Below are 26,063 nucleotides of genomic sequence, written 5' to 3'. Positions count from 1 at the left end.
CGAAGAGATTTAAAAGAGTGCCAATGCTGGCAAAAAAGGAAGTATTAAGATGGCGAAAAAGAACGTTAGAGTTAGATATGCACCAAGCCCAACTGGTTTTTTACACATCGGAAATGCACAGTCTGCTTTATTTAATTATCTGTTTGCAAAACATTTCGGCGGAACGATGGTTCTTCGAATCGAAGATACTGATTTAAAGCGTAACGTTGACAGTGGTGAAAAAAGCCAGATGGACAACTTACGCTGGTTAGGGATTGACTGGGATGAAGGCCCTGATAAGCCTAATCCGAAGTATGCTCCCTATCATCAAACGGAGCGAAGAGCTTTGTATGATAAATACATCAGTGAATTAATGGACAAGGGTCTGGCATACAAGGACTTTGCCACTGAAGACGAACTAAAAGAGATGCGGGAAAAGCAACGGGCAAATAAAGAGGCTCCACATTACGATGGACGTTGGTATGGTGCTTCTGAAGCTGATATTCAAGCCGCTGAAAATAAGGGATTACCTTACACAATTCGTTTACATTTACCAAAGGATCATACCTACGAATGGGACGACATTGTGAGAGGTAAGGTTGAATTTAATTCTGACAATTTAGGTGGCGATTTTATCATTCAAAAGAGTGATGGATTACCAACCTATAACTTTGCTGTGGTGGTCGATGATCACTTAATGGATATTACTGATGTTTTAAGAGGTGACGATCACATTGCTAACACCCCTAAGCAAATGGCCGTTTATGATGCATTAGGATGGCAGCACCCTAACTTTGGGCACATCTCATTGATTTATAATCCGAAGACCGGTAAGAAGTTAAGTAAACGTGACAAGGATACTTTGCAGTTCATCAGTGAGTACAAGCGTGAGGGATACTTACGTGAAGCAATCTTTAACTTCATTGCCTTTCTTGGGTGGTCACCGGTTGGTGAAAAGGAAATCTTTTCAAAGGACGAACTGATTAAGGCGTATGATCCAAAGCGAATGTCAAAATCGCCAGCTTTCTTTGACCAACACAAATTAGACTGGATTAACTCGCAATACGTAAAGAGCATGCCATCAAGTGAACTTGCCGATCGAGTGGTCGAACTCGTTGACGAAGGGCAGACTGACATTGCCAAGAAGATTCAAGAAGATGACATTCCCAACCTGCACGATTACGCTGAACAGGTGATTGATATTTACAAACACAGTGTGTTTAAGTTGACTGAAATCATGGAATACATGGATTTCTATTACAATATTTTGGGTCAAAACATTGATTACTCAAAACTCAGCGACTTTTCACACGATGATTTGGAAAAGTTATTCAATGCTTTAGAAGACAAGATTCATGAGGCCAGCGAAAACGGTCAAAATAAGGGACTTGATTATGGTCCAATTGTTAATGAGGTTGGCAAAGAAACGGGGATGAAGGGTAAACAGCTTTACTTCCCACTAAACGTCATCTTTACTGGGGACACATCTGCTCCCCAAGTTGCGCAGATTATGGGGCTATTTTCACCGTCAGTTATTAGTGCATTAATTAATAAAGCACTTCGTGGAATTGAATAAAATATTTTAAGTCTCCAATTGAAAAATTGGAGACTTTTTAGTGCTTAAAATTGCTTGAAATTAGGGTTTTTAAGGGCTTAAAATTGGTTCGTATCAATTGTCGAAATGGTTGACATTTCACCAAAAGTCTTTATCATAGTTGTTGTAGGTAAGCCAATAAGTTTGGCGCTTTCAAAAACAGATTAGATCCAGCTCGAAAACGAGCTGCCGATTATTTAAAAGGAGTGTTATAGCATGGCAGTAGATTATGATTCCAAATCATATTTTGAAAAAATGCAACAATACTGGAATACTGCAAATTACTTGTCAGTAGGTCAGCTATTTTTACGTGCTAATCCTTTGCTTAAGAAGCCTTTGACTTCTGAAGATGTAAAGGTTAAGCCAATTGGACATTGGGGAACAATTGCCTCACAAAACTTTGTTTACACCCATTTGAACCGTGTCATCAACAAGTATGACCTTAATATGTTCTATATTGAAGGTTCAGGTCACGGTGGCCAAGTTATGGTTTCAAATTCTTACATGGATGGAAGCTACTCAGAAATCTATCCTAAGATTTCTCAAGATGAAGCCGGAATGGCTCGCCTGTTCAAGCAATTTTCATTCCCTGGTGGAATTGCATCACATGCTGCACCTGAAACTCCAGGTTCAATTCATGAAGGTGGAGAATTAGGTTATTCACTTTCACATGGTGTTGGTGCAATCTTTGATAATCCTGACGTTATCGCTGCCGTTGAAATCGGTGACGGTGAATCAGAAACTGGTCCTTTGGCTGGTTCATGGATGTCAAGTAAGTTCATCAACCCTGTTACTGATGGTGCTGTTTTACCAATCATTAACTTAAATGGATACAAAATTGCTAACCCAACTGTCTTAGCTCGTATGACTGACGAAGACATTACTAAGTACTTTGAAGGTATGGGCTGGAAGCCTCGTTTCGTTGAAACCAACATGCCTTACGGTACCGACCAAATGGAAACTCACGAAAAGCTTGCTAAAGTTATGGATGCTTCAATTGAAGAAATTAAAGCCATTCAAAAGAACGCTCGTGAGAACCAAACTGCAGAAACTGCTACAGAACCAAAATGGCCAATGATCATCTTCCGTTCACCTAAGGGTTGGACTGGCCCTAAGAAGAACGCTGAAGGTCTTCCAATTGAAGGATCATTTAGAGCTCACCAAGTTCCAATTCCACTATCAGCAGATGACATGGGTACTGCTGATGAATTCGTAGAATGGATGAAGAGTTACAAACCTGAAGAATCATTTGATGAAAATGGTACTTTAAAGCCATACCTTAGAGAATTAGCTCCTAAGGGTGACAAACGGATGTCAACGAACCCAATCACTAACGGTGGTATCGATCCTAAGCCATTAGACTTACCTGACTACCGTGATTACGCTCTTGATATCAAGACTCCAGGTGCTACTGAAAACGAAGACATGGTTGTTTGGTCCGAATGGCTACGTGACGTTACTAAGAGAAATCCTAATAACTTCCGTGGATTCGGCCCTGATGAAACATGGTCTAACAGATTATGGCACTTATTCGATGTTACTCGTCGTCAATGGTTGCCAAATATCAACCCACCATATGATGAGTACATGGCTCACTATGGTCGTTTGATTGATTCACAACTATCAGAACACCAAGACGAAGGTTGGCTTGAAGGATACACCCTTACTGGTCGTCATGGATTCTTTGCAACTTACGAAGCCTTCGGTCGAGTTGTAGATTCAATGCTTACTCAATACTTCAAGTGGTTGAGAAAAGCTTCTGAACTCGAATGGAGAAACAAGTATCCTGCATTGAACTTCATCGATTCATCAACTGTATTCCAACAAGATCACAATGGTTACACTCACCAAGATCCAGGTATGATTACCCACTTGTCTGAAAAGAAACCTGAGTTTATCCGTGAATACTTCCCAGCTGATGCAAACACATTATTGGCTGTAGGTAACGAAGCATTTGATAGTTACGAAAGAATTAACTTGATTACTACTTCAAAGCACCCACGTCCACAATGGTTTAACATTGACGAAGCTTCAAACCTTGTTAAGAACGGTCTTGGCTACATTGACTGGGCTTCAACTGACAATGGTGAAGAACCTGACGTTGTTATGGCATCTGCTGGTGTTGAATCAACTCTTGAAACCCTTGCTGCAATTTCAATCTTGCACAAGCGTTTCCCTGAAATGAAGATTAGATACATCAACGTTGTTGATTTGCTTAAGTTACGTAACCCAGAACTAGACCCTCGTGGTATTAGTGACAAGGAATTCGATCAACTCTTTACTAAGGACAAACCGGTTGTATTCGCATTCCACGGTTTCGAAGATATTATCAGAACCATCTTCTTTGATCGTCACAATAAGAACGTTCACGTTCATGGATACCGTGAAAATGGTGACATTACTACACCATTTGACATGCGTGTCTTGAACCAATTAGACCGATTCAATTTGTCTAAGGAAGTTGTTTCTGATATTCCAGAATACGCCCTTAAGGGTACTGGATTTATCCAAGAAATGAACAACATGCTCGACAAGCACGACCATTACATTAGAGAGTACGGTACTGACTTGCCAGAAGTTGAAAACTGGAAATGGGAACCACTTAAAAAACCAGCTAAGAAATAATTAATGTAACTAATTAATTAGAAAAGAGTGAACTCATATGAGTTCACTCTTTTTGTTTACATATTGAATTCAGGCGGTAGTGGGGCAATAACTTCAAGTGGTTGATGGTAGAACGGTGTCATCATTTGGACCCGCCAAGAATGAAGCAGCATGGGATGATTAGGATAACCGTTCGGGTCGTACAAGGGATCGTCAATAATCGGATGACCAGTGGAAGCCAAGTGCACCCTGATTTGATGGGTTCGACCGGTCTGAAGTTGAAGGGCCACGAGGGTTTTGTCTGGATCCGTTTTTATGACCTTGTAATTTGTGATCGCTGATTTAGAATTTGGTCCGTTAATTTTGCGTTTACGCTGGTCGTAAGGATCAAAACCAATTGGCTGATTGATTACTCCCAATTGATTTTTAAAATGACCATGAACCCAGGCCAAGTAAGTTCGCTTGACTGCTTTAATTTCAATCATTTTGACTAAGATGGGGACCACGGATGGATTCTTGCCGATGATAAGTGCACCACTGGTTTGTTGATCTAAGCGATGAACCATGTAAGCGTCGTTTTGGGGTTGAAGGTAGTTGGCAGCAAAATTAAGGGTGGATCCCATTTCGTGAGGTTGATTGGCATGAGTCTTGTCGCCGCGATTCTTGTTAACAATTAAAAAGTCAGAGTTTTCGTAGACAACGTTTAGTGGTTTCGATGAATCTGATGGAACGTGTGGGAACGGGACTTTAAAATCGGCAGCAATAAACTCGAGTGTGACTCGATCATTTTGCTTAACCAGAAAGTTCATGGGTAGGTACTGACCGTTAATTAACACGCGATGATTTTTTCTTAGTGAGAAAATCAAATGCTTGGGAATTAAAAGATATTCGTGCAGATACTCCCGAACGGTTTGTTGATCAAATGATTTTGGGACGGTTAATTCATATTTCCATTTCTTCATAAAATTCCTCAAAATAAAAAACCCACTCAATAAGTGGGTAGAGATTTTGTGACTATTTGACTACTAAGACGTCTTGAGTAGCAGCACGTGTGACGTAGCTAGTGACCGAGCCAACCATCAAACGTTCAACGGCTGAAAGACCAGTAGCACCGATGATGATCAGGTCATCATGGTGATCGCTTGGAAATTCCTTGGCAATGACTTTCTTGGGATTACCAAAACGCATATGAATTGATACGTCGGTTACCCCAGCGTCAATTGCTTGTTGTTTCAAAGTTTCAAGAATCTTCTTTGTCTTGTCAGTTAACTGGTAAACAGCGTCGGCGGTAATTGCATCCCCGTAACTACGGTTGAATTGGTTAACTTCAATTACATTTAAAATATCTAAGTGACTGTCATTTTGTTTAGCCATTGTGATTGCACGACTCATAACAGGCATTGTATCTTCAGCACCATCCACCGGTGCTAAAATCCTCTTGTAATTCTTGGCCATTTAGCTCACCTCATTTGTTTTCTTATACACTAACTATACCATGTTTTAAGAATTTACGTAACGAATTTAGCTAAAACAAAAATTGTTGGTATCAAATTAAGAAGTTCGTTATACTGAAGCTAAAAGGATGAGTAAAATGAAAAGAAAACAGACGTTAACGTGGGCGTTTATTTCACTGATATTGTTCTGGATTGTAAACATTGCTATGACGATGCCAATCATGAAATTAACGGTCAAGTCGAGTGTCAGTGGCCTAGTTCGCACGTCAGCAATTGCAGCCATTATGTATTTGATTCCGATGATTCTGGTTGCGTTTAAAAGTCGTTTAGGATATTATTTGTTGGCAGCCGTTCAGGTTATTTACACGATTGGGTTAATCGCAGCGATTATTGCGATGATTACCATTAGTCGTGCAACATGGCCACTTCGAATTGCCGTCATTGTGCTGGTAATTGGTTCCATTGGTGTAAATATTTACTGGTTCACGATTGCTTATCAGGTCCGAAAGGCAACGACGAAAGAACGTGTGGCTCATTATATGAAGTTTAGAAAATAAAGTTAGGTGAATGAAATGAAAATTGATGAAAAAGAGTTTGTTGAAGCAGCTGGAAATGATGATTTTCAGAAACAGGTGTCGGAAATGTCCCTTAAAAAGTTGCAATCTGACTTAAAGGGAAACTTGAAGAAGATGACTGATTTTATCGCAAGTAATCTGAAAGAAGACAGGATCGCCAGCGCTGAAATTACCGTTTCTGATCATGACATTCAGCTGAAACTGCAGACCTCGGTCATTAATTTACCGCTAGACTACGCTAAAAACATTGCTAAAATAACGGTGGGAGACGGGATAAAATCAGTCAATGTGTACATGATCATTGCTTCTCCCAACGTCAACCGTTCTAAAATGCGAATTGATGAGTTGGCGGATTCAACTAGTTTTGGAAAGGAGCCCGATGGAACTTATTTGGCGCAGTTCGTTGACTGGACTCAGGATAAATTAGATCAGATTGCGGCTAATGAACAGGATGATGCAAGTTCCAAATAGCTTTTAATTGCAAATTATGATACAATGCAAGCATGCGACGAGCCGAGCAGACTTTTTAGTCTGATTGTGGGAACCATGTTTATCTGCCGGATTGCAGATGGTTTGATTAGCAGGTGATGTGAACACCTAGTTAGTCCGTCTGACTTGTTCAGATGCCAAAAAGAGCTTCCAACAAAAGTTGGAGGCTCTTTTATTTTGCTAAATAAACGTGATCTTGGATTAAATCGAAGTTTGAATAGTGTTGATTCAGGTTCTTAATGCCCTCGTCATCGTAAAGTTGTGCGTTTTGCCAGAACTCTTTGGAGTCGGTGGCCCCGTTTCTCTCACCAATGACGATTAATTTGATATCACGATTTGACTTTCTGATTGCTTCAAGAAGTTCATTATCGATTGGAATGCCGTCTGGAGACCACGACATAATTACGTAGTCAATCTGGTCCTGATACTTGTGAAATGCGTCGAGAGCTGATAACTTTTCCACGTTAGTGACGGGATGTCTGCCAGTTTCGTTCTCGTTTTGCCAATCTAAACTGTCAGTTGCGATGACGTTTGCGTGGTTATCACGGAGTCCCTTTGAGATGTAGCCGTTACCTGCCATCACTTCAAGGGCAGCATGACCATCTAAGTATTTTGCAAGATGGTAGGTAAACGATGAGGAGATGTATGCCCACATCCCGTATTGATTTTCGAGATAATCACGAAAGTCACGCAAGTGCTTGTCAAGGTCAGAAAGATCGCCTGAAAGCCGGTTCCATTCGGAATCACCGCTACGATCATTCATGGCGTACTTGGAATTGATTTTTTGATAAATCTGGTCCTGAATGTCATCAGGAAGAATCAGCTTGGGCAAATCCTGCGGAAGTCTACCAGCCGTAAGTAATTGATTGGCTGCTAGGACGTTGTTAATTAAGTATTTAATCTCAGGATACTCCCGATACTCGTCACGATACTGTTCCATTTGATGAATGTAAGGTGGAGTCGCCTGTTTCAACTGATGACGTTTTTTGAGTTTTTTTCTGAGTTTACGTTTATCCATTTGGTGTCCTTAGTAGTGTAAATCAAGCGATTCTTGGTGATTTTGGTGGTCATCGTCTCTGTTTTGTTTACCGTGAAGGTAGCCGTTGATAAGTTGAAAAATCTCGTACCGATCGTTGTTATTAATGGCTTCGCCGTTGAAGAAGAGTTGCTTTCCAGAGATAAATAACTTGGAAAGATCGGATTCTTCATGGTCAACTCGGCCACTCAAATAGTCCATTGACACCCCAAAAAATTCAGCTAATTTTTTGACTTCAATGTAAGAAGGATTACGGATTCCACGTTCCCAATTGCCGATCTGTGAGGCGGTATTCTCATGCTCTTTGTCAGTGGGAAACATTGTGTTTAATCCGTTTGCAAGGTCAGTCAATGTGATTTTCTGACCGGTTCGTAAAGCTCTGAGTCTTTCAGGAAACATAGAATCACTCCTTAATACCATTATACTTCATGATATCATCAAAAAGCACGAGTGACTTATTTTAAAATAAAGATTTAAATGTTATTATTTAAATAGATTAAAATGAATTGAAAAGAAAGGAAGTGTCAAATTGATAGCTTCCATTGCAATTATTATTGCACTCTTACTTGGAGCAGCATGTGGCTACTACGTACGAAAAAAACACGTCTACAAGGGACTGACAGCCGCCAGGACTGCTGCTAGTAAGATTAAAGATAATAACCAAGTTAAGATTAATGATACTAAAAGAAAACTTGAAGATAAAAGTAAAGCAGCAGCTGAAAATTATCGTAAAGAAGAAGAAACTGAACTCGATGCCCAAGTTCAAGAAAATGAGAGCCGCAAACTGCGAATTGATCATAGAGAAAAAAGCTTAGAGACTTCCGTTGCCCGCTTGGACAAGTCAGAGGACGCTCTAACAACTAAAAAGAACAGTAATCACCTTCTAGTTGAAAACCTCAAAAAGGCTCGTAATGACGTCTTAGAACTTGAGAAGCAAAGAAAACAAATCATCCACGATCGAGGTGAATTAACTGAAGGGCAGGCCAAACAGCTCGTTTTGGCCACCCTTGAAGCTGATTTAAAACGTGACTTTGATACTACCGTTAAGGAAAATAATGACTTAATGGCATTTAATGCTGCCAAACAGGCCCGTAATCTTATGATTGAGGCAGTTCAAGAGGGGCCAGTTGACGTTCCTCGTGACCACATTGAGCGCTCAGTGATTATTCCGGATGCTGGAATGCGCGCCAAGATTGCTGGCAAAGATGACCAACGATTACGATTGATTGAGACCCTTACCGGGGTTGATTTAATTTTTGATCCAGAACACCCGGAAACGTTAATCATTAGTACCAGTGATCCGGTTAGAAGAGAGATTGCGCGCAATTCCATTAACGATCTGTTGGCCGTTAAGCAGGTTAATAATGGTGTAATTGAAAATGAAATCAATCAAACCCAACAGGAAGTTTTGGATGAATTAAGAAAGACTGGTGAGATGACCGTGAGTCACTTGCACCTTGGCTGGGTTCATCCGGACCTAATGAAGACGGTGGGACGCTTAAAGTTTCGAACGTCGTATGGTCAAAACGTCTTAGAGCATTCTATCGAAGTTGCCGAACTATCAGCTGTGATGGCTGCTGAACTTGGTTTAGATGTTCGGATGGCTAAACGGACTGGATTATTCCATGATATCGGGAAGGCGATTGACAGAGAAGTTTCCGGAACACACGTTGAACTGGGAGTAAAGTTAGCTGAGGCTTATGGTGAAGATCCAATTGTCATAAACTCAATTGCGTCTCATCATGGGGACGTTGAACCAGATAACCCATACGCTATTTTGGTCGCAGTGGCAGACGGAATGTCAGGAGCTCGACCAGGTGCCAGAAGCGAATCGGTCGAAGAGTACATCAATCGATTAAAGAGTTTGGAAAAAATTGCGAATGAACATCCCGGTGTTAAGGATAGTTACGCCATTCAGGCCGGTCGTGAGATTCGAATCATGGTTGATCCAAAGAAGGTTAACGATACGCAAAGTAGTGAGTTAACCAATGAAGTAAAGGACCAAATTGAAAACGAATTGACCTATCCTGGTAAAATTAAGGTTACTACAATTCGACAGTTGCAAGCCGTTCAGTACGTGGGCGGTAAACCGAAAAACAATAAAAAGAAAAAAGCTGGATAAAAAAGGTTCTTCACCATTGGCATTTACGTGGTGAGGAACTTTTTTATTTAATGACTTTGAAGTTTTGTTGGTTGTTAGCGTCAACTACGGGATGATCTTGAAGGTACTTCGCAATCAAATTACTCATGGTAATGGTGTTATAGGAAATAATTTTACTTTCGTCGTACATGGGGTAGTGGCCACCACCAACGGCACGGTACGCGTTTAAAACGATCTTCAAGGGTTGATGGTCCAGAACTGGGCGACCGTGATAGGTTAAGTTAACGATTCTGGAACCAATCGGCCGGGAGACGTCAATAGTGTAATCAATGCCCGCGTACATGTCATAGTTATAGTCCCGGTGTTTCGGATAAGTATATACTGGATTGACGATGATTTTATTATCCTTTAAGGCAAAATAATCAGCAGTTTTTTCAAGGGCAGCTTTTAAGTCCGCTCCAGTAATGTTTAAGACTGCTAACGTGTTTGGATAGACGTAGTTGGTGATGATGTTTCTCATGGTGATTGGATTTTCGAATCCATGGGCTTCGTCGGTAAAGAGCGCGGTTGCCGAAATATCAACTCCCATTGTTTCCATTTGGACCCTTTGAATAAAATTGATAAAGGCCGATCCATGGGTTCGAACTTCGAAGGGATCTTTATATTTGAGATTACCTTTAATCTTTGAGAGTGGTTTTGAGAGCCATTTTTCAACATCTTGGTCGACTGGATCAACGACGTTTTTGGTCGGCTGAAATGGTTTGTTTTGAGCCGTTGAGATTAGTTTGGCGTTACTATCAACCACCGTTTTATCGTCATCATTAATATCAAGGGTAATTTGGCCTACGTAATCACCACGATGTCCCGGTTGAACGTATGGAACACCAAAGAGATGGTTAGCGAGCTTTCGGTGCTGGTGACCCGTCACTAAAGCGTCAATTCCGGGAACTTCTTTTAAAATTTGATAACTTTCGTTTTCACCAGTGAATTTTTCACTAAGTTTGCCTACTTTGTCTCTTTCAAAGCCCCCGTGATACAAAATAACCACCACGTCAGCTTTTTGGCGAAGAATTGGGACGTATTTTTTGGCCGTTTCTAAGCCAGATTTAAACTTAAGCCCTTTAACGTTGGCCTTATTCTCCCACTGGTTAATGGCCTGAGTGGTAAGACCTAATACTCCCACCTTTAGATCCCCAAAGTCTTTAATGGCATAGGCCGACCCAAAGGCTGGCTCATCTTTTTCGTTTAGGATGTTGGCGCAGATAAACTGGCGCTTGGTGTTTTTGATGGTATTTTTTAAGTAGCTTTGTCCGTAGTTAAATTCGTGATTACCGAGTGATCCAAAGTCATAGTCAATCGTATCATATGCTTTATTAATCGCCTGAGCACTCGGAAGTTTTAAAACTTCGGCCGTGTAGTAGGCGAGAGGAGACCCCTCTAAAAAATCACCATTATCTAAAATTAAGGTGTGGTCGAAGCCTTCCTGTTCGTGCTTAATTGTGGTTGCTGCCTTTTCTAAACCAAAGGGCATGTTTTCATTTGGTTTAACGTAATTTGTTGGCGCTAAATAACCGTGAATATCGCTCGTACATAGTATTTTGAGTTTCATAGTTTGGCCTCTCCCTCTTATATAGTACAAATTATAATATTTATTAAGGAAAGTGTAAATAAAAGCTAGAAATCAGGCTTTATTTAAGTTTAAAATAACGTTGACGAAGTAATAATATATGATACAATTTAGTTGTTTAATAAGTACATTCGTACTAATTTAAACAAGTCATGTTAAATGTTAGACATGAGGAGGTTATTACATGTTGAATTTATATGTTGCACCAAGCAGCGCATCAAGTCGTAAAGCCCGTGCTTGGTTGAAAGACCATAATATTCCATTTAAGGAACGAAACATCAATTCAAACCCACTTAACGCTGACGAAGTAAAACAAATTCTTCGTTTAACCGAAAATGGCAGTGAGGATATTATTTCAACAAGATCAAATGTTTTTAAGAAACTGCACTTGAACTTAGATGACTTATCTTTAACCGAGTTAGTTGACCTATTAGTAAAGTACCCTGACCTAATCAAGCGTCCGATCATTTTTGATGACAAACGTCTTGAAGTTGGCTATAACGAAGAAGAAATTAGACGGTTCTTACCGCGAGATGTTCGTGAAGCAGAATTGAGACAATTAGAGTCGAAGTTAACTTCTTAAGATATGAAAACGCCCGGTATGGGCGTTTTTTTATGAATAATTTAAATGATGAGGAATTAATATGATTAAAATGATCGCACTCGATCTTGACAACACACTGCTTACAGGTGATAAGAAGATCAGTAAAGTAAACGAAGACGAGTTAAAAAAGTTACACCGACAGGGGATCAAAGTGGTGCTCTGTACTGGACGACCAATCAATGCCATTTGGAAGTACATTAAGCAACTAGACCTTGATGAGCCAGATGATTATACCATCACCTTTAATGGTGGGCTCGTGGTTCGAAATGCCGATAAGTATGAATTATTTAAGCGTGGGATGAATCGAGATGCGTTCAAATTACTTTATGAATACGCTCAAAGAAACGGCCTCCCGTTAGATATTCTTGATTTTACCCAGGTCTATCCAATCTCCGATTTAAAACCATCGATTTATCAACAAATGTTGAATGCTGACATGCAGTTTGTACCAACTAAGTTTTCTGAGATGCCAGACGAAAGCTACTCTAAGGCGGTTATCGCAGCCGAACCAGACGTTCTTGATAAAGCTGTTAGTGACATGCCCGAAGATGTGAAAAAGCAGTATCACATTGTTCGTTCACAACCCCAAATCCTAGAATTCTTGGCACCCAGTGTTGATAAAGCCTATGGATTAGGAGCATTGCTTAGTCACTATGGTGATGATTTTTCTAATCTAATGGCATTTGGTGATGCTGAAAACGATGCCGGAATGATTAAGAAGGCCAAGGTTGGAGTTGCGATGGCGAATGCGCAGGAACCAATCAAGAAAATTGCGACGGATGTGACTAAATCGAATGACGATGATGGTGTGGCAGTTTTTTTAAAGAAGTATTTTAAAGCTGATCAATAAATATAAACACAACCAAATAAAAATGAGCTAAACAATTATGTTTAGCTCATTTTTATTTGGTTTTTTACATGGTCTCAAACGCATTATTCATATTTTTCATAAATTCTTTTAAGTAGCGTTTGGAGTCAACCGCTACAGCCACCTTAACGTTGGTGTTAGGATCATCTAATCGATTCTTATCACCAATCGTTCTAGCATAGTATGCGTCGGGTTTGGTGGTAACGATCATATTCATATCAATGAATTTTACGAAACTAGGGTTGACCGCTACACCAACGGCGAGTGGGTCATGAAGTGAACAGCCGCCAAGTTCAGGATACATATCAGCATAGATGTTGATGTAGAAATCCACGATGTCAGCCATTTTCTTTCCAGCCATTGTCCCAGAATCGCGCCACTTTTGGGTTTCTTGCTTGGTCAAAAGGGTTCGTAACGTAACGTCAAGGCCGACCATGTTGATGTGAAGGTTACTGGTGAAGACTTCGTTGGCTGAAATGGCATCTTGGTTGATGTTGGCCTCGGCGACGGGGGTGACATTACCCGGAACTGTTAAAGCACCACCCATTAAAGTCACATTGCCAACCTGCTCCATGGCTTTTGGAGCTTGTTTGATTGCTTGGGCTAAGTTAGTAAGAGGACCAGTTGGCACAATCGTTAGATCGTTACCGTACTTTTTAGCGGATTCAATCATGAAGTCGACCCCGTTTTTACTTTGGACCGCACCGCTTGGTTCGGGAAGGTCAACGTCGCCAATCCCATTTTCACCGTGAATGTCAGCGCTGACTTGCATTCTGACATAATCTTCGCTTAATGGATGAGTTTCACCAATAAAGACCGGAACGTCTGAAGCACCAAGTAAATCTAAAATTTTAAGGGTATTAACGGCTGCCCGTTCGGCTTCGATGTTGCCAAACGAAGCAATGACCCCGATTAAATCAATCTCAGAATTGCCAACCGCGTAGGTTAGTGCCATTGAGTCATCGATTCCAGTATCAAGGTCCAAAATCATTTTTTTGGTACTCATTTAAAGTCCTCCTATATAACTTCAGTTACAGTACAACTTTATAATACTTTAATATGTAGGAAATTGCGATAGATATGAAATTGGTTTTTTTATTTTGTCTTCGCATGGTAAACTTTGGTTAAAGATAAAATTAGATAAAGAGTGATAAAAATGGAAAATATGTACGATATAACAATTATTGGCGGCGGTCCCGTTGGGATGTTTGCGGGATTTTACGCTGGCCTGCGGGATGCTAAAACGCAGATCATTGAGAGCCTTCCTGAACTTGGGGGCCAGGTCAAAGCGCTTTATCCTGAAAAGACCATTTTGGACGTTGCTGGTTTTGCGGGCGTCACGGGTGACGAGCTGATTGCACGACTGCAAAAGCAACTTGACACCGTTGATGTTGACCAAAAGGTTGAGAGTAAGGTAGTCGATGTGATTAAAAAAGATGACTATTTTGAGATTGAAACCAGTAAGGGAACTACTAAGAGTAAAGCCGTCATCATTGCGACCGGGAACGGTGCCTTTAAGCCACGTGAACTACGGGCTGAAAATGCCGAAGAGCTCACTGGGAAGCGCCTTTTTTACAGTATCAATGATTTAAACCAGTTTAAGGGGCGAGACGTTATGGTTGCTGGTGGTGGCGATTCCGCCGTTGACATGGCTTTAATGCTTGAACGTGTTGCAAGTAAGGTGTTTTTATTGCACCGGCGGGACGAATTTCGTGGTCTTGAGTATATGGTTGATCGTCTCAAGGAATCATCAGTTGAGGTGGTCACCCCATACTTAATTAAACGACTGGATGAGGTTGATAATCGTTTAAGGGTTACCAGTAAAAAGGTTAAGACTGAAGATGACGAGATGGAAATGATGGTGGATGATCTCGTGGTGAACTACGGGTTTATTTCGAATAATCGCCAGTTAAAGGAATGGCAGATCCAACCAGCCCTTGATCATCGCTTACTTGAGGTTGATCAATCTTTTGAGACCAGTGTGCCAGGAGTCTTTGCGATTGGGGATCAGATTACTTATCCCGGCAAACAAGACTTGATTGCGACTGGATTTGGTGAGGCTCCCACCGCCATTAACGTTTTAATGAAAGAAATTTATCCCGACCGAAGGGGACCCGTTCACAGTACTTCGCTTCATCGCAAGTAGGTTCAAGAAAGGATAAATGTTGTGAAACCATTAACATGATGCTATCATGAAACTAGTTGAAATTTTTTAACTGGAGGATGATGTTCATGACAAATGAAGTATTTCCCTTATTTTTAAAGCCCGTTTTACAGAATAAGATGTGGGGTGGAACCGAACTAAAGCGGTATCACTATCAGTTAAATAGTAATCACGTTGGAGAGGCGTGGATTGCTTCGACTTATGGTGATGACTTGTCAGTGGTTTATAACGGACCCTATGACGAAAAGACTTTAAAAGAAGTTTGGAAGAAACATCCAGCACTATTTGGTGGGCATCCGGCCAAGGCTTCCTTTCCACTATTGGTTAAAATTTTGGATGCCAAGGAAAACTTGTCAATCCAGGTTCATCCGAGTGATGAGAACGCGCAAAAGTACTTTAATGAAAAGAATGGAAAAACTGAGTGCTGGTACATTTTAGACACCAAACCAGATTCAAAGGTATATTACGGTCATTCCGCCAAAAGTAAGGATGAAATTCGGCAGGCCATTAAAGACCACCAGTTAGACCAGATTTTAGAAACGAAAACCGTTCAACCAGGTGAGATGGTTTATGTACCAGCTGGGACGCTTCATTCTTTGGGAGCAGGCATTGTCGCTCTTGAGGTGGAACAAAATTCTGACAACACGCTCCGGTTTTATGATTTCGACCGGGTGGATCAAAAGACGGGGAAGAAACGACCACTCCAGGTAGAAGATGCCATTAAAGTAACCAATACTCCGAACGTTCTACCAGACCCCGAGCAAACCCAACTGGTTGTCGATTCAAATAATCCAGCCCGGACACGTCTATTGAAATCAAAGTACTTTAACGTTTATCAAATTGTGGTTCACGGTCAAGCCGAGATTAAAGACATGCAGACTTATTCAGTGAACGTTGTTATTGATGGAACAGGGACACTAATTGTCGATGGCAAATCGTATTCGCTTGAAAAGGGAAGTACGTATGTCTTGCCAGTTCAAGCCAAAACGTATCAGTTAAAGGGAGACCTCCGAATTATTCAGACAACCGCAAACTAAAATATGACAAAAATACCACTACCTCAATGATAGTGGTATTTTAGTATCCAATGACATCCTCTGCCACCGTTTCTAGCGTCTTGGTTTTGATGTCGGCTACGTTAATCCAATACAGACAATTTTGGCGTGGATAAAACAAGCCTAACTGCTTAACCATTTCAAAATAAGACTTATTTGCTGAATGGAGCCCCATGATGTAGTACATCAGGATCTGGAGGGTGAATTTATTGGTTGGTTTAGCCTTTGATACCTTGAAATCCCACAGCCCATCCTTGGTCAGGTAGTCACCATCGCCGTTTACGACGGTGTCGGTGTACGCACCGGGAAAATCAAAGTCAATTGTAATGGGACCAGCTTCTGATGCTTGCTTCAAGAACTGAACGCCCCGGTTAACCATTTGTTTAATGTGCTCAATGGTAACCTCATTCGCTTGGTACTTGGGACGAGGAACGTAGTAACTAGGTCCCATCCGGTAGGCAATGTCATAATTAACGAGTTGAATGGCGCACTGAATGCTGTCATCATCAAGTCCGGAATTGATTTCACTGGTTAATTGTTTAAAACGGTCCATATTACCATCGTAATGGTGACCAGTCTTTTCGGCCGCTAGTAGGTCAACGTTATGGGCACCAATTTCAGGAATGCTGAATGCTGCCACGACGTCTCCGGTGACTTCAAACCGTGTTAGATAGTCGACGACCAGTCCCATAAAGCTGGGCGTGATGTTTTCACTAGCAATCGGCAGAAATTCGTCTGGCGTAAACTGCTTGATGTGAAGGGATGAGACGGGAATGAAACCACCACGGGGCTGTTTATACTGCTTGGCTCTTTTTGTAACTGTATATTTAGTCATAATTTATAACCTTCCATCCCTAGATTTACCCGTATTATAGCACAGGTAAAAACTAGTACAGTCATACAAAAGAACCCACATCAACTGATGTGGGTTCTTTATAGTTATTCTTTGTTTGAATCAGGGTTGGTAATTTGAATTCGATTAGAGTTAGTTGAACTATGGTAAAGCTCAGGAGCATCGGTATGGTATAAACTGTTCGTACTCTTACCATGTCGTTCTGAGTAGAGACTGGTTGAGGCTTTTCCAAGCTTCTTTTCAATGTTTTCTTCATGGTCCAATCCGTTAGCATAATTGTACTTCTGCGGGTTAACTGGTTTAAATCCCTTAGGATGATAAAAACGAAGTAGGTTTTGTTCATTCAGCGTATCGGATAATGAGAGTTCTAGATTGACTTTATCCTGCGTCTTTTCTAACTTCTGTTTCAACTTTTTATCCGGATGGATTACTTTTTGGGTCTTGTTATCGTAGACCGTCCCATTAACCGAAGTGTACTCAGGAGAAACCCAGTCTCGATTTCTGAAGGCCACCACTTGATCATGATGCTTGGAGAAGAGGTCCGTCCCAAATTGGATGTACTTCTTGGAACTGATTCCAAGAAGGTGCATCAAGGTTGGAAGTACATCAATTTCACCACCATAGGTATGATCCACGTGACCATTCTTGATTCCTTGCATGTTAATCATGAACGGAACTCGTTGCAATTGGGCGTTATCAAAGTCATTCCAGTCGTTAGGGTCTTTTCCAAGTAGTGGTGCTAAGCTGGTGTTTTCAGAGTTCGATAAGCCATAGTGATCCCCGTATAGGACAATCACGGAGTTCTTTAGTAAACCGGCTTTGTCAAGGTACTCATAGAGTTCCTGAACTGATTGGTCGAGATAGTGGGCCGTTACAAAGTAGTTGTTAACGGCTTCATCATTAGTATCAGGGGCCTTGAAATCAGAATCCTTCTGATCCTCAGCGTCTAGTTGATACGGGAAGTGATTGGTAACGGTGATGTATTTAGCATAGAACGGTTGCTGGAGGTGCTGAAGATAGTTGGTTGAATCTTTAAATAAGAGCTTATCCTTCAGTCCGTATCCGGTTGACTTATCACCCGAGGTATCGTAGTAACTGGCGTCAAAGAAGTAGTCATATCCTAGGTTTTTGTAAGTGTTGTTTCGGTTCCAGAAGCTAGCAACGTTTCCGTGAAAGACGGCGGACGTGTATCCCTTTTGACCAAGGATGGCAGGAGCACCCTGGAAGGTGTTGTCACTGCCAAGTTGAGCAAATAAGGATCCCTGTGGGAGACCATAAGTACTAGTCTCGAGCATGTTTTCTGCATCGGACGTTTTACCTTGGCCAACCTGATGGAAGAAGTTATCAAAGGAATAAGTTGACTTACTGTGATACAACTTGTTTAAAAATGGAGTGACTTCCTGGCCATTGATCTTTTTATCAATCACGAACTGCTGAAAACTTTCTAGATGAATGATAATGACATTTTTACCCTTGGCAATCCCATACATTTTCTTGTTAGGAGCGGCGTAGTGTTCTTTTTTGAATTTAAGAATCCCCGTTAAGTCAGACTTATTGGCATTGGCTCGCATGTTGTTGGTTTGTTGGGACTTTATTCCGTCATAGACGGTAAAAGAATCCAAACCCAGGTATTTAACGATGTAAGTGCGGTCAAAGGTTCTGGTCAATAATTGGGGCCGATCCATGTCGGCCAAAGTAATGTTACCAACTAACATGAGGGCTCCAAGTGAGAAAACCGCAAAACCAACTCGGGCCTGTAGTGGCCGTTTGTCAATCTTAATCACTTTAAACAAAAGTAAGAGGATGACGATCACGATGTCAATCCAGTAAAAAACGTCGTGGGGCGAAGTTAGTGCTAATGAGCTTCCGCTTAGTCCCTGGTTGACCTTGGAATAACCGGTCATGGTCGACACCGTCATAAAGTCGGTGAATTCACGAAAGTAAATTACGTTTAAGTATAAAAGAACCGTGTTTAGAAAATCCAGAAACAAGATTGCTGGATAAAAAAGTTTAGCTGGTTTTAGATAAAGCGCCAAACCTAACATAATAACGGTGGTTGCAATTGGATTAATTAGGAGCAAAAACAGTTGAAAGATACTGTCGACACCCAAATTAAAGTCAGTGAAATATGCGTAAATTGTTTTAGCCCAAAAAAGCACTACTAGTAAGACGAAAAACCCGATTCTAGTATTGCATTTAGACAGAATTTTCTTGATCGTTTTCAAGGTATAAAGTCCCCTTTTTAAGTCCAACCCCTATCTTATCAGATTTATTAAATTTGGGTAGGATTGAGGGAGAATCTTAGAGAAAAGTTAAAGCCCACAAGTGATATACTTAGAGTGTGAATGGAGGAGATACAATGGCAAAATTTACCCTATACGTTGTCCGACACGGACAAACTTATTTCAATATTTTTAACAAATTACAAGGCTGGAGTAATTCACCACTAACCGACAAGGGAATTACTGGTGCCAAAAAGACCGCTAAACGTTTATCTAACATCAAATTTGTTCAAGCTTACTGCAGTGATACTACTCGTGCTGAAGATACCGCCAAGATTATTCTAAACGATAATTTAGTTTCAGATATTAATGAGCCTGTCGTATCTCCCAATTTTCGTGAACAATTTTATGGTTATTTTGAAGGATTAAACATGGATGAAGCGTGGTACGAGGCCGGAGCACCTCATGGAGTACCAACTTTTAAAGACATTGTAAATAAATATGATATCAATACGGCTAAGGACTATATGAAAGAGGCTGATCCTTTCCATATGGCTGAAAATGCAGCTGATTACTGGAAACGACTTGATAAGGGGTTAGATATGATTACTCACGATGCTAAGGTTCAAGATGGCGACAACGTCCTCTTGATTAGTCACGGAAATACCCTGCTTAGTTTAGTAGAACGTTTTTCTGACGGACAGTATGATATGACAAAACGTCCCGAAAATGGCAGTATTACTAAGATGAGTGTTGATGGTAATCAAATCAAGGTCACTGAATACAATAAGTAGTGGAGGCGAGGCGACAAATGCATGAAGCTAATGACAAGATCATCAATTCATTTAACATGCAGGACTTTATTTTTCGAATTGGTGAAGTTAGTAAGATGACGGGGGTATCACCAAGACAACTCCGATACTGGGAGAAAAAGGGATACGTGAGAAGTACCCGGGTTGAAAAATTAGCGTCACGAGTTTTCAATTTTTCAAATTTTGTACTGATTAAGTTAATGAAAGAATATCTAGATGACGGTTACACCCTGACGTCTGCTTATCAAAAGGCGACGCAGTTTAAATCACGAATTGCTTTTTTGTATTCCTTTTTTAAGCGAGTGGATCATGGTTGTGACGAAGTAAATGGAAAACGAATGGCAGACATGGGATACTTTGATGATGCGCACACGAAGCGTTTGTATGGCTACCTTGATGACGACGGGGAAGTTAAGTACCTCGTAAAAGATAACTAAAATTACTCAAAAAGACACCAAAGCTGATAATTAGTTTTGGCGTTTTTTGACGGAATGACTCATGTACGGTAGCATATTTATTGGCAGTAGAAAAAGTAGAGTGCTAGGAAGGGTCATTTGATAATGGCATTGCTTGAAAAAGTCATTTTGACAATGCTGGGATTGGTATCAATTTTGATACTAGTTGCAGTTTTGTTAGTATTTTAGAATTTAACCCAGTGGGGGAATCGGCAGAGATGACGATTCCCTTTTTGTTAGGAGCCTTGTTTTTAGGGACCAAAAGTATATACTTTTGAATAATCATTAATTATAGCGGAGGTGTGAACGATGGAAAGCGAATTTCAAGAAATTGGCAGTAAGTTTTCAGCACGGCATGTAACGGTATTTATTCAAAGACAGACTGTTTCCCAAATAGTTGTGAAATGAAGTTGAGTCATAATTTCATTCGATTATTTGGGTGAAACATTCATCCTGAATCAATCATTGAATTTCCTCAACTTCATTAGTAATCGTTAAACTGAAATGAGGGAAATTATGAAAAATATCAGGAAAATGTATACGTACGCATTCTTTTCTAACTTAACCTTTGAATTAGTAATTTGGATGCTTTATTTGAAACATATGGGATGGTCAGTTGGCCAAATTGCATTATTACAACTTGTGATTAACGCAACTCAGGTTATTTGTGAACTACCATCCGGAATCATTGCTGACAAAATTGGCTACAAAACCACTTTGATTTTGGGTCAGATAATGTGTGTATTATATGTTGCAACTTTTTTTGTCGCACGTAACCACTTGTTAGTGTTTGGTGGATTTGTTTTGTTTGGAATTGGACTTTCGCTAATTTCGGGAACCGATGAGGCCATTATTTATGAGGCGGATGAAAAACAACACTACCAGAAATTTTGGGGACGATACAACGCCATCATGATTTGTACGGTTGCTTTCAGTAATATGGTTGGTGGGTATTTGGCAGACGTTTCGTGGCCACTGGTCTTTACCGCCTCAATTATGGCCCACGTTCTTTCAATCATGACGGTATTAGTGATCAAACCTCGACCGGTGGTTAATGAGCCCGATGTTCCAAGTGTCTTAAAGCAATTGAGGACCTTCTTGGTTAGTAATAAAAACTACCAGAAGTTAATCCTAGTAGTAGCGATTTCACAGGCTACGGCTTCGATTATGTATCAATACGGGTCGTTGTATCTATCCCATATTACAAGATTTAGCACCGGTAACATTGCGATGATCCTAGCGATTGTTGATATCATTGGAGCTGTTTTTTCGGCAAACGTCTTTAAAGTAGTTGCTAAATATGGCCGAATGAGGGTAATTTCTTTAAGCATGGCAATTGGCTTATTGATGTCACTACTCTTAGGAATTTCAAATTTCATCGTTGCTTTAATTGCATTTGTAATTTTTAGTTCACTTTTTGAAGTGTGGGATACGACACTAAACGCTGAACTGCAGGATACAGTGGTGAAACGACTTCGAGTTACGTTGATGTCTTTTTGCAATCTAATTACGGCTCTTTTGATGGCGCTTGAGTCATTGTTTATCAGTGCCTTTTCAAAGGTTATTAACATTCAGGTGATTTTTGTATTATTTGGTGTTACGGCAATGTCTGGTTCTTTGGTCATCTTGTTTCTTTACTTTAAATCAATTCGTAAAATGAATTTTTAGGGCATAATAAAAGCCATCAGTTTAACTGATGGCTTTTTGATTATTTGTTTTTGGCTCGTTTGTTTTTATAAAGGGGCCAATGATGCAAATCGGAACGAGGTAACGTGATTGCTAGTTTGCCAAGTCCAGTCGTGACAAGTGGCAGGATGACATTAAAGATAATAACCGTGATGATGACGGTCAGTCCGATGAAGTCAAGCGAGTGAAGCAGACTAACGAAAAGACCGAATGTAATGATAATTACAGCAAACATCACGTAACTAACTGTTTTTGTAAATGCACTTGTCCCACCGGTCAACCATCCTAGTAAGTCTGGATTTTGTTTTCGGTAGGAAATGGCCAAAAAGGTTAATTCAAATATTCCAGTTATGGAAAGGGGAACCAGCATGGAAACGGATGCCTGCCAGTTTAATTGACCGTCACTTGCGGCATAGTACATGATAAGTTGGGTAGCCTTCAGTGCGGAAAAGACACTCATCACGTATGTGACCAACCACCAAAATGGTTGGAGAATGGAACGACTAACGATGATGATGGAGGCGAAAACGATTAAGAAGATCATCATCATTCCAATAATAAAGTCGTGGTCAAAGTTAGTTTGAACGTTGGCGTTTTCAATTGGTTGTCCGGTATAAGCGACCTCAGCGTTTTCCAGGCTGGTGTTTTGTAACTGGTTTCTAACCGTATTTTGCATGTTGTGAACGTTATTTAAGTTCGTGTTGCCGGTGGGCTCATTATTAAATTCTACTTCGAGCTTGGTTACTTTTTGGTTCTCGCTTGCAAAATTATACTTAGTTTGATAAAAATCGGTGTCATTAATCTGTTGCGGTGAGATGTAGAAGGTATTCCCAGCACTTGACTGCTTGACACCATTTAAATAACCAGTGACGGGCGTTAACTTATCCTTACTTTCCCTTAAAGTTCGGTTAACGGACGCAATTTCACCACGAACTTTAGACGCTTGTTCGTTGTATTGCTGGACCGCTTCTTGCGCTTCCAGTCCAGAATTTTGGGCGTCAGAGATTTGGTTGCTTAACTGGGTCAAGCTTTGACTGGTGGTACTCAACTGATCAGACACTTGTGAGAGATTTTGGCGAAGTTTTTTGGACTTCTGGGCTTGATTAGATGACTGAGCCGTTTCAAGTGGAGTGAATGTGCTGAAATTGTTGGTGTCAGCTTGTTCACTCGTATCGCTAATCCGATCAAGTTGTCTAATCAGTGAATCGACTGATTTAGTCTGATTCTTAATGTTTTTCTGTTGAAGTGTCTTGTTTGCACCCTTAAGGGTTCTTTGTGAGCCCTTAAGGGAATTACTAATGCCATTAAGGGTTGAAGTGGTCTTATTCAATTGATTTCGTAAATAGTATTTATCAATTTCATCCCCACCTGGTTGAGTCACAGAGTACACCTGCGCAACGTTTTTTTGGGACTGAAGCTTCGTTGTAACCTGGTCAATGGCACTAATGGTGTTGTCATTATTAAAGGGTCGGTTATTTTTGATGTAAATAGTGACTGGAGTTGGTTTTCCCTTATTAAAGTGATTTTGAAGGATGTGTCTACCGACTTCAGCCTGATCATTAGCAATTAAATTGTTGTTAGTAAGGTAGGTTACATTAGAACGATAGAATAAAACCAGTGGGACCGTAATCACTAATGCAATTAGTAGGCCTAGGAGAGGTTTTAAAAGCGAGACATGGGCAAGTTTACCCCAGAAGCCCTCGTTTGCTAATTTTAAAGTTTTCTTCTTTGGCCAGAAGAAAGTTGGTCCAAGGAGTTGCATGAACATTGGGGTCACGGTCATCACGGCTAATAAAGTTATTAGTACGACAATGGCGACGCTACCAATGGCCCGAACCGAACTAAACTTGAGCAGGTAAAGTGATCCAAATGCTAATGACGTAATTATTGCGGTTGCCCCAAGTGGATATGTAAGACTTTTAGTGGCTGTTTTACTGGGGTCAACGCTTTCGTTTTTAAGTGCCAATTCAAAACGTCGATACAAAAAGAAACTAGCAAGGGTACCAAATAAAGTTACTACCAAGCCAGTTACTAAAGGAATGTATGGCGAATACGGGAGACTAAGTTGAGTTGACATTAAAGCTGTTGCACTTAATGAAACCAGGTAAGCGATGATCAGGATGATAAAGGTAAAAACCGGTGCTAATAGTGATCTAAATGCAATGGCAATAAAGATTAAGGAAAGAATGAAAATTGCAATGGTCACAATGTTAGTGACGCTTAAAATCTTCTCATTGTTGTCTTGATTAATTAATTGCGGACCGGTGACGTACGTCTTCAGTCCATTATCAACGTTGAATTGCTTTTGAAGCGTGTTAGCAAAACTTGCACTTGTGGCATTGCTTTTTGGAACATGAATATTCACAATCTCGGTTGATTGATCATTGGAGATAAACTTTGAGGCACCATTCGGGCTCGTGTGAGCGGTGGTGATCCGACTAATACCGTTGTCCCCGTTACTTTTCTGAATCTTACCAACCCGATTGTAAATGTCCTTTTGCTCAGAACTGGTAATTTTACCCTTGTTGGCGTGGTAAACGATGTTCATACTTGTGGTTCCATCTAAGCCTTCGCCCCATTGGTTCTGTAAGTTCTGTGCTTTATACATCTGGGACTTTGAGTTCATTTCCGGGTTGCCAGCCTGCATCACAACCTGACTCAGGTTGGGGAGACTGACAATTGCCATAAAAATGACAACTAGCCAAATAATTAAAGAGAAAATCCTATTTTCGTGTAACGTCCTTATAAAATGTTTCATCGAAGAAAATTCCTTTCATTTTATTTCACTACCCCCTCATGCTCATTTTATATTAAATTAGTTCTTAAAGAAATGGTTTGCGCGTAAAAACAGCAACACAATGATGATAAAAATGATCGTGATGATAATGGTTATAATCCACGCTGATGGTTTATCCATAAATGGAAGTTTTACGTTTTCACCATAGAACCCAAATACGATGTTTGGAACACTTAGAATTAACGAAAAAACGGTTAAAAACTTAATCGTGTTGTTCAAGTCACTATCAAGGAGGTTGGAATAAGCGCTTGCTACTTGCTGAGTCGCGGCGTTCGCCATCTCTGCCATTGAAAGTCCCTGTTGAAGTTCGATACTGATATCTTCAACGGCAGCTTTTTGATCCTCAGTGAGGTCCCTTGTAAAACGCCGCTTGAAGTCGTTAATCATATCGTTGTTTGATCCGAGTGACGTTAGGAAATATACTAAGTCGGTCTGTAGATTAAGCAGGTGGTTGATGGCACTTTTATTGGCCTTGCCACGTAAGTTACGTTGAATGTTAGTTCTGACACTGTTGATTTGGTTAATATAATCAAAGTATTGGACGGATAGTTGGTACAACGTTTTATTAATTACGTCAATTGGTTGTAATTCTGCGAGTTGTTTTGAACCGGCTTTTTTTATAATGGAAGAAATGAGTTCGTTAACGAAATTAGTTTTATCGGCCGTGAACGTAAATAACATGTTGTCATGGGTTATGATTCCAATTGGTTCAGCAGAAACATCCCCGTTAAAACGAGTCGGTTCGGCCACATCAAAAATGAAAAGGAGGACTCCTTCTTCATCGTAATATTCAACCCGAGGTCGTTCGTGACGGTCAAGTGCATAATAGAGCATTTCGTTATTTAAATGGTATTCTGTTTTTAAAATTTCCTTATCAGCTGGACGGCAATCGATGGTTTTAATCCAGTTAATATTTTGGTTGATTTTTTCAATTTTAATCAATGCAAAACTACTCCCGTTACTATATTGTCAGATATCTTCATACTACACTAAATGGCTAAGTTAGTCGATTTTAGTGGGTGTTTCTTCCATTATAATGCGTAATTGGAAATGAGTAAGAAACTTTTTTAAGTAATCATAAATACTCA

At 40.4% G+C, this 26,063-nt stretch carries 22 protein-coding genes; 12 read left to right on the top strand and 10 right to left on the bottom strand.

What is annotated here, in order from left to right:
* The first annotated feature begins 49 nt into the window (after positions 1-49).
* Together gltX and AC6UD8_RS04680 are read left to right on the top strand one after the other, a co-directional pair.
* Positions 50-1,555 carry a glutamate--tRNA ligase gene (gene gltX, locus AC6UD8_RS04685; RefSeq protein ID WP_500699589.1) on the top strand — a complete coding sequence of 502 codons (1,506 nt, stop codon included), beginning with the start codon at positions 50-52 and terminating at the stop codon, positions 1,553-1,555.
* A gap of 234 nt (positions 1,556-1,789) precedes the next feature.
* Entirely contained in the window at positions 1,790-4,198 is a 2,409-nt protein-coding gene (locus tag AC6UD8_RS04680; protein WP_500695833.1) for a phosphoketolase family protein, read from the top strand.
* 56 nt (positions 4,199-4,254) lie between these two features.
* Here AC6UD8_RS04680 and AC6UD8_RS04675 read toward each other — a convergent pair whose 3' ends face one another.
* Positions 4,255-5,139: an RluA family pseudouridine synthase gene (locus tag AC6UD8_RS04675; RefSeq protein ID WP_500694085.1), complete on the bottom strand. Its 885-nt coding sequence runs from the start codon at positions 5,137-5,139 to the stop codon at positions 4,255-4,257.
* 52 nt (positions 5,140-5,191) lie between these two features.
* Positions 5,192-5,632 (bottom strand): universal stress protein, encoded by a 441-nt coding sequence (locus tag AC6UD8_RS04670; protein ID WP_500694084.1) that lies wholly within the window; start codon positions 5,630-5,632, stop codon positions 5,192-5,194.
* Positions 5,633-5,768: 136 nt separating this feature from the next.
* Between AC6UD8_RS04670 and AC6UD8_RS04665 the strand changes: the two genes are divergently transcribed.
* Positions 5,769-6,188 (top strand): hypothetical protein, encoded by a 420-nt coding sequence (locus AC6UD8_RS04665; RefSeq protein WP_500699590.1) that lies wholly within the window; start codon positions 5,769-5,771, stop codon positions 6,186-6,188.
* A gap of 15 nt (positions 6,189-6,203) precedes the next feature.
* The gene (locus tag AC6UD8_RS04660; protein ID WP_500699591.1) at positions 6,204-6,677 is read left to right on the top strand and encodes a hypothetical protein; all 474 of its coding nucleotides are present in this window, start codon (positions 6,204-6,206) and stop codon (positions 6,675-6,677) included.
* Between the two features lie 190 nt (positions 6,678-6,867).
* Here AC6UD8_RS04660 and AC6UD8_RS04655 read toward each other — a convergent pair whose 3' ends face one another.
* Positions 6,868-7,713, bottom strand: a complete 846-nt coding sequence (locus AC6UD8_RS04655; RefSeq protein WP_500699592.1) for an SAM-dependent methyltransferase — start codon at positions 7,711-7,713, stop codon at positions 6,868-6,870.
* Between the two features lie 9 nt (positions 7,714-7,722).
* Positions 7,723-8,130 carry a helix-turn-helix domain-containing protein gene (locus tag AC6UD8_RS04650; protein ID WP_500699593.1) on the bottom strand — a complete coding sequence of 136 codons (408 nt, stop codon included), beginning with the start codon at positions 8,128-8,130 and terminating at the stop codon, positions 7,723-7,725.
* A gap of 130 nt (positions 8,131-8,260) precedes the next feature.
* Here AC6UD8_RS04650 and rny point away from each other — a divergent pair, with 130 nt between their 5' ends.
* Positions 8,261-9,853, top strand: coding sequence for a ribonuclease Y (gene rny / locus AC6UD8_RS04645; RefSeq protein ID WP_500699594.1), 1,593 nt, complete (start codon positions 8,261-8,263; stop codon positions 9,851-9,853).
* Positions 9,854-9,896: 43 nt separating this feature from the next.
* Here rny and AC6UD8_RS04640 read toward each other — a convergent pair whose 3' ends face one another.
* The gene (locus tag AC6UD8_RS04640) at positions 9,897-11,441 is read right to left on the bottom strand and encodes a bifunctional metallophosphatase/5'-nucleotidase (protein ID WP_500699595.1); all 1,545 of its coding nucleotides are present in this window, start codon (positions 11,439-11,441) and stop codon (positions 9,897-9,899) included.
* A gap of 202 nt (positions 11,442-11,643) precedes the next feature.
* Here AC6UD8_RS04640 and spx point away from each other — a divergent pair, with 202 nt between their 5' ends.
* The gene (gene spx / locus AC6UD8_RS04635; RefSeq protein WP_010022968.1) at positions 11,644-12,042 is read left to right on the top strand and encodes a transcriptional regulator Spx; all 399 of its coding nucleotides are present in this window, start codon (positions 11,644-11,646) and stop codon (positions 12,040-12,042) included.
* Between the two features lie 61 nt (positions 12,043-12,103).
* A complete protein-coding gene (locus tag AC6UD8_RS04630; RefSeq protein ID WP_500699596.1) occupies positions 12,104-12,913 on the top strand; it encodes a Cof-type HAD-IIB family hydrolase in 810 nt (269 codons plus the stop codon).
* Between the two features lie 64 nt (positions 12,914-12,977).
* Here AC6UD8_RS04630 and AC6UD8_RS04625 read toward each other — a convergent pair whose 3' ends face one another.
* The gene (locus tag AC6UD8_RS04625) at positions 12,978-13,937 is read right to left on the bottom strand and encodes a nucleoside hydrolase (RefSeq protein ID WP_500699597.1); all 960 of its coding nucleotides are present in this window, start codon (positions 13,935-13,937) and stop codon (positions 12,978-12,980) included.
* A 150-nt stretch (positions 13,938-14,087) separates the two neighbouring features.
* Between AC6UD8_RS04625 and AC6UD8_RS04620 the strand changes: the two genes are divergently transcribed.
* Complete coding sequence (locus tag AC6UD8_RS04620; protein ID WP_500699598.1) at positions 14,088-15,077, top strand: NAD(P)/FAD-dependent oxidoreductase; 990 nt, start codon at positions 14,088-14,090, stop codon at positions 15,075-15,077.
* Positions 15,078-15,163: 86 nt separating this feature from the next.
* Positions 15,164-16,132, top strand: a complete 969-nt coding sequence (locus tag AC6UD8_RS04615) for a type I phosphomannose isomerase catalytic subunit (protein WP_500699599.1) — start codon at positions 15,164-15,166, stop codon at positions 16,130-16,132.
* 40 nt (positions 16,133-16,172) lie between these two features.
* On the opposite strand, the gene AC6UD8_RS04610 is transcribed toward AC6UD8_RS04615, so the two are convergent.
* Both AC6UD8_RS04610 and AC6UD8_RS04605 read right to left on the bottom strand, forming a co-directional pair.
* Entirely contained in the window at positions 16,173-16,985 is an 813-nt protein-coding gene (locus tag AC6UD8_RS04610) for a hypothetical protein (protein WP_500699600.1), read from the bottom strand.
* Positions 16,986-17,089: 104 nt separating this feature from the next.
* Positions 17,090-19,219: an LTA synthase family protein gene (locus AC6UD8_RS04605; protein ID WP_500699662.1), complete on the bottom strand. Its 2,130-nt coding sequence runs from the start codon at positions 19,217-19,219 to the stop codon at positions 17,090-17,092.
* Between the two features lie 143 nt (positions 19,220-19,362).
* Between AC6UD8_RS04605 and AC6UD8_RS04600 the strand changes: the two genes are divergently transcribed.
* From AC6UD8_RS04600 to AC6UD8_RS04590, 3 genes are all read left to right on the top strand, one after another.
* Positions 19,363-20,019, top strand: a complete 657-nt coding sequence (locus AC6UD8_RS04600; RefSeq protein ID WP_500695822.1) for a histidine phosphatase family protein — start codon at positions 19,363-19,365, stop codon at positions 20,017-20,019.
* A 17-nt stretch (positions 20,020-20,036) separates the two neighbouring features.
* On the top strand, positions 20,037-20,474 hold the full coding sequence (locus AC6UD8_RS04595; protein WP_500694070.1) for a MerR family transcriptional regulator: 438 nt from the start codon (positions 20,037-20,039) through the stop codon (positions 20,472-20,474).
* A gap of 534 nt (positions 20,475-21,008) precedes the next feature.
* Complete coding sequence (locus AC6UD8_RS04590; protein ID WP_500699601.1) at positions 21,009-22,160, top strand: MFS transporter; 1,152 nt, start codon at positions 21,009-21,011, stop codon at positions 22,158-22,160.
* A gap of 40 nt (positions 22,161-22,200) precedes the next feature.
* Here the strand turns inward: AC6UD8_RS04590 and AC6UD8_RS04585 are convergent, their stop codons facing one another.
* Complete coding sequence (locus AC6UD8_RS04585; protein WP_500723571.1) at positions 22,201-24,864, bottom strand: MMPL family transporter; 2,664 nt, start codon at positions 24,862-24,864, stop codon at positions 22,201-22,203.
* 129 nt (positions 24,865-24,993) lie between these two features.
* The gene (locus AC6UD8_RS04580) at positions 24,994-25,917 is read right to left on the bottom strand and encodes a magnesium transporter CorA family protein (RefSeq protein WP_500694066.1); all 924 of its coding nucleotides are present in this window, start codon (positions 25,915-25,917) and stop codon (positions 24,994-24,996) included.
* Positions 25,918-26,063 lie beyond the last annotated feature (146 nt).

It is taken from the genome of Fructilactobacillus sp. X1R3C1 (assembly GCF_059901545.1).
The sequence above is the reverse complement of the archived record's forward strand: the minus strand, read 5'-3'. Positions and strand labels throughout refer to the sequence as shown.

Bases quoted from the DNA above. Each gene is read 5' to 3' on its own strand.
- gltX (WP_500699589.1), top strand. From the start codon at position 50: ATGGCGAAAAAGAACGTTAGAGTTAGATATGCACCAAGCCCAACTGGT.
- AC6UD8_RS04680 (WP_500695833.1), top strand. From the start codon at position 1,790: ATGGCAGTAGATTATGATTCCAAATCATATTTTGAAAAAATGCAACAA.
- AC6UD8_RS04675 (WP_500694085.1), bottom strand. From the start codon at position 5,139: ATGAAGAAATGGAAATATGAATTAACCGTCCCAAAATCATTTGATCAA.
- AC6UD8_RS04670 (WP_500694084.1), bottom strand. From the start codon at position 5,632: ATGGCCAAGAATTACAAGAGGATTTTAGCACCGGTGGATGGTGCTGAA.
- AC6UD8_RS04665 (WP_500699590.1), top strand. From the start codon at position 5,769: ATGAAAAGAAAACAGACGTTAACGTGGGCGTTTATTTCACTGATATTG.
- AC6UD8_RS04660 (WP_500699591.1), top strand. From the start codon at position 6,204: ATGAAAATTGATGAAAAAGAGTTTGTTGAAGCAGCTGGAAATGATGAT.
- AC6UD8_RS04655 (WP_500699592.1), bottom strand. From the start codon at position 7,713: ATGGATAAACGTAAACTCAGAAAAAAACTCAAAAAACGTCATCAGTTG.
- AC6UD8_RS04650 (WP_500699593.1), bottom strand. From the start codon at position 8,130: ATGTTTCCTGAAAGACTCAGAGCTTTACGAACCGGTCAGAAAATCACA.
- AC6UD8_RS04640 (WP_500699595.1), bottom strand. From the start codon at position 11,441: ATGAAACTCAAAATACTATGTACGAGCGATATTCACGGTTATTTAGCG.
- spx (WP_010022968.1), top strand. From the start codon at position 11,644: ATGTTGAATTTATATGTTGCACCAAGCAGCGCATCAAGTCGTAAAGCC.
- AC6UD8_RS04630 (WP_500699596.1), top strand. From the start codon at position 12,104: ATGATTAAAATGATCGCACTCGATCTTGACAACACACTGCTTACAGGT.
- AC6UD8_RS04625 (WP_500699597.1), bottom strand. From the start codon at position 13,937: ATGAGTACCAAAAAAATGATTTTGGACCTTGATACTGGAATCGATGAC.
- AC6UD8_RS04620 (WP_500699598.1), top strand. From the start codon at position 14,088: ATGGAAAATATGTACGATATAACAATTATTGGCGGCGGTCCCGTTGGG.
- AC6UD8_RS04615 (WP_500699599.1), top strand. From the start codon at position 15,164: ATGACAAATGAAGTATTTCCCTTATTTTTAAAGCCCGTTTTACAGAAT.
- AC6UD8_RS04610 (WP_500699600.1), bottom strand. From the start codon at position 16,985: ATGACTAAATATACAGTTACAAAAAGAGCCAAGCAGTATAAACAGCCC.
- AC6UD8_RS04600 (WP_500695822.1), top strand. From the start codon at position 19,363: ATGGCAAAATTTACCCTATACGTTGTCCGACACGGACAAACTTATTTC.
- AC6UD8_RS04595 (WP_500694070.1), top strand. From the start codon at position 20,037: ATGCATGAAGCTAATGACAAGATCATCAATTCATTTAACATGCAGGAC.
- AC6UD8_RS04590 (WP_500699601.1), top strand. From the start codon at position 21,009: ATGAAAAATATCAGGAAAATGTATACGTACGCATTCTTTTCTAACTTA.
- AC6UD8_RS04585 (WP_500723571.1), bottom strand. From the start codon at position 24,864: ATGGCAATTGTCAGTCTCCCCAACCTGAGTCAGGTTGTGATGCAGGCT.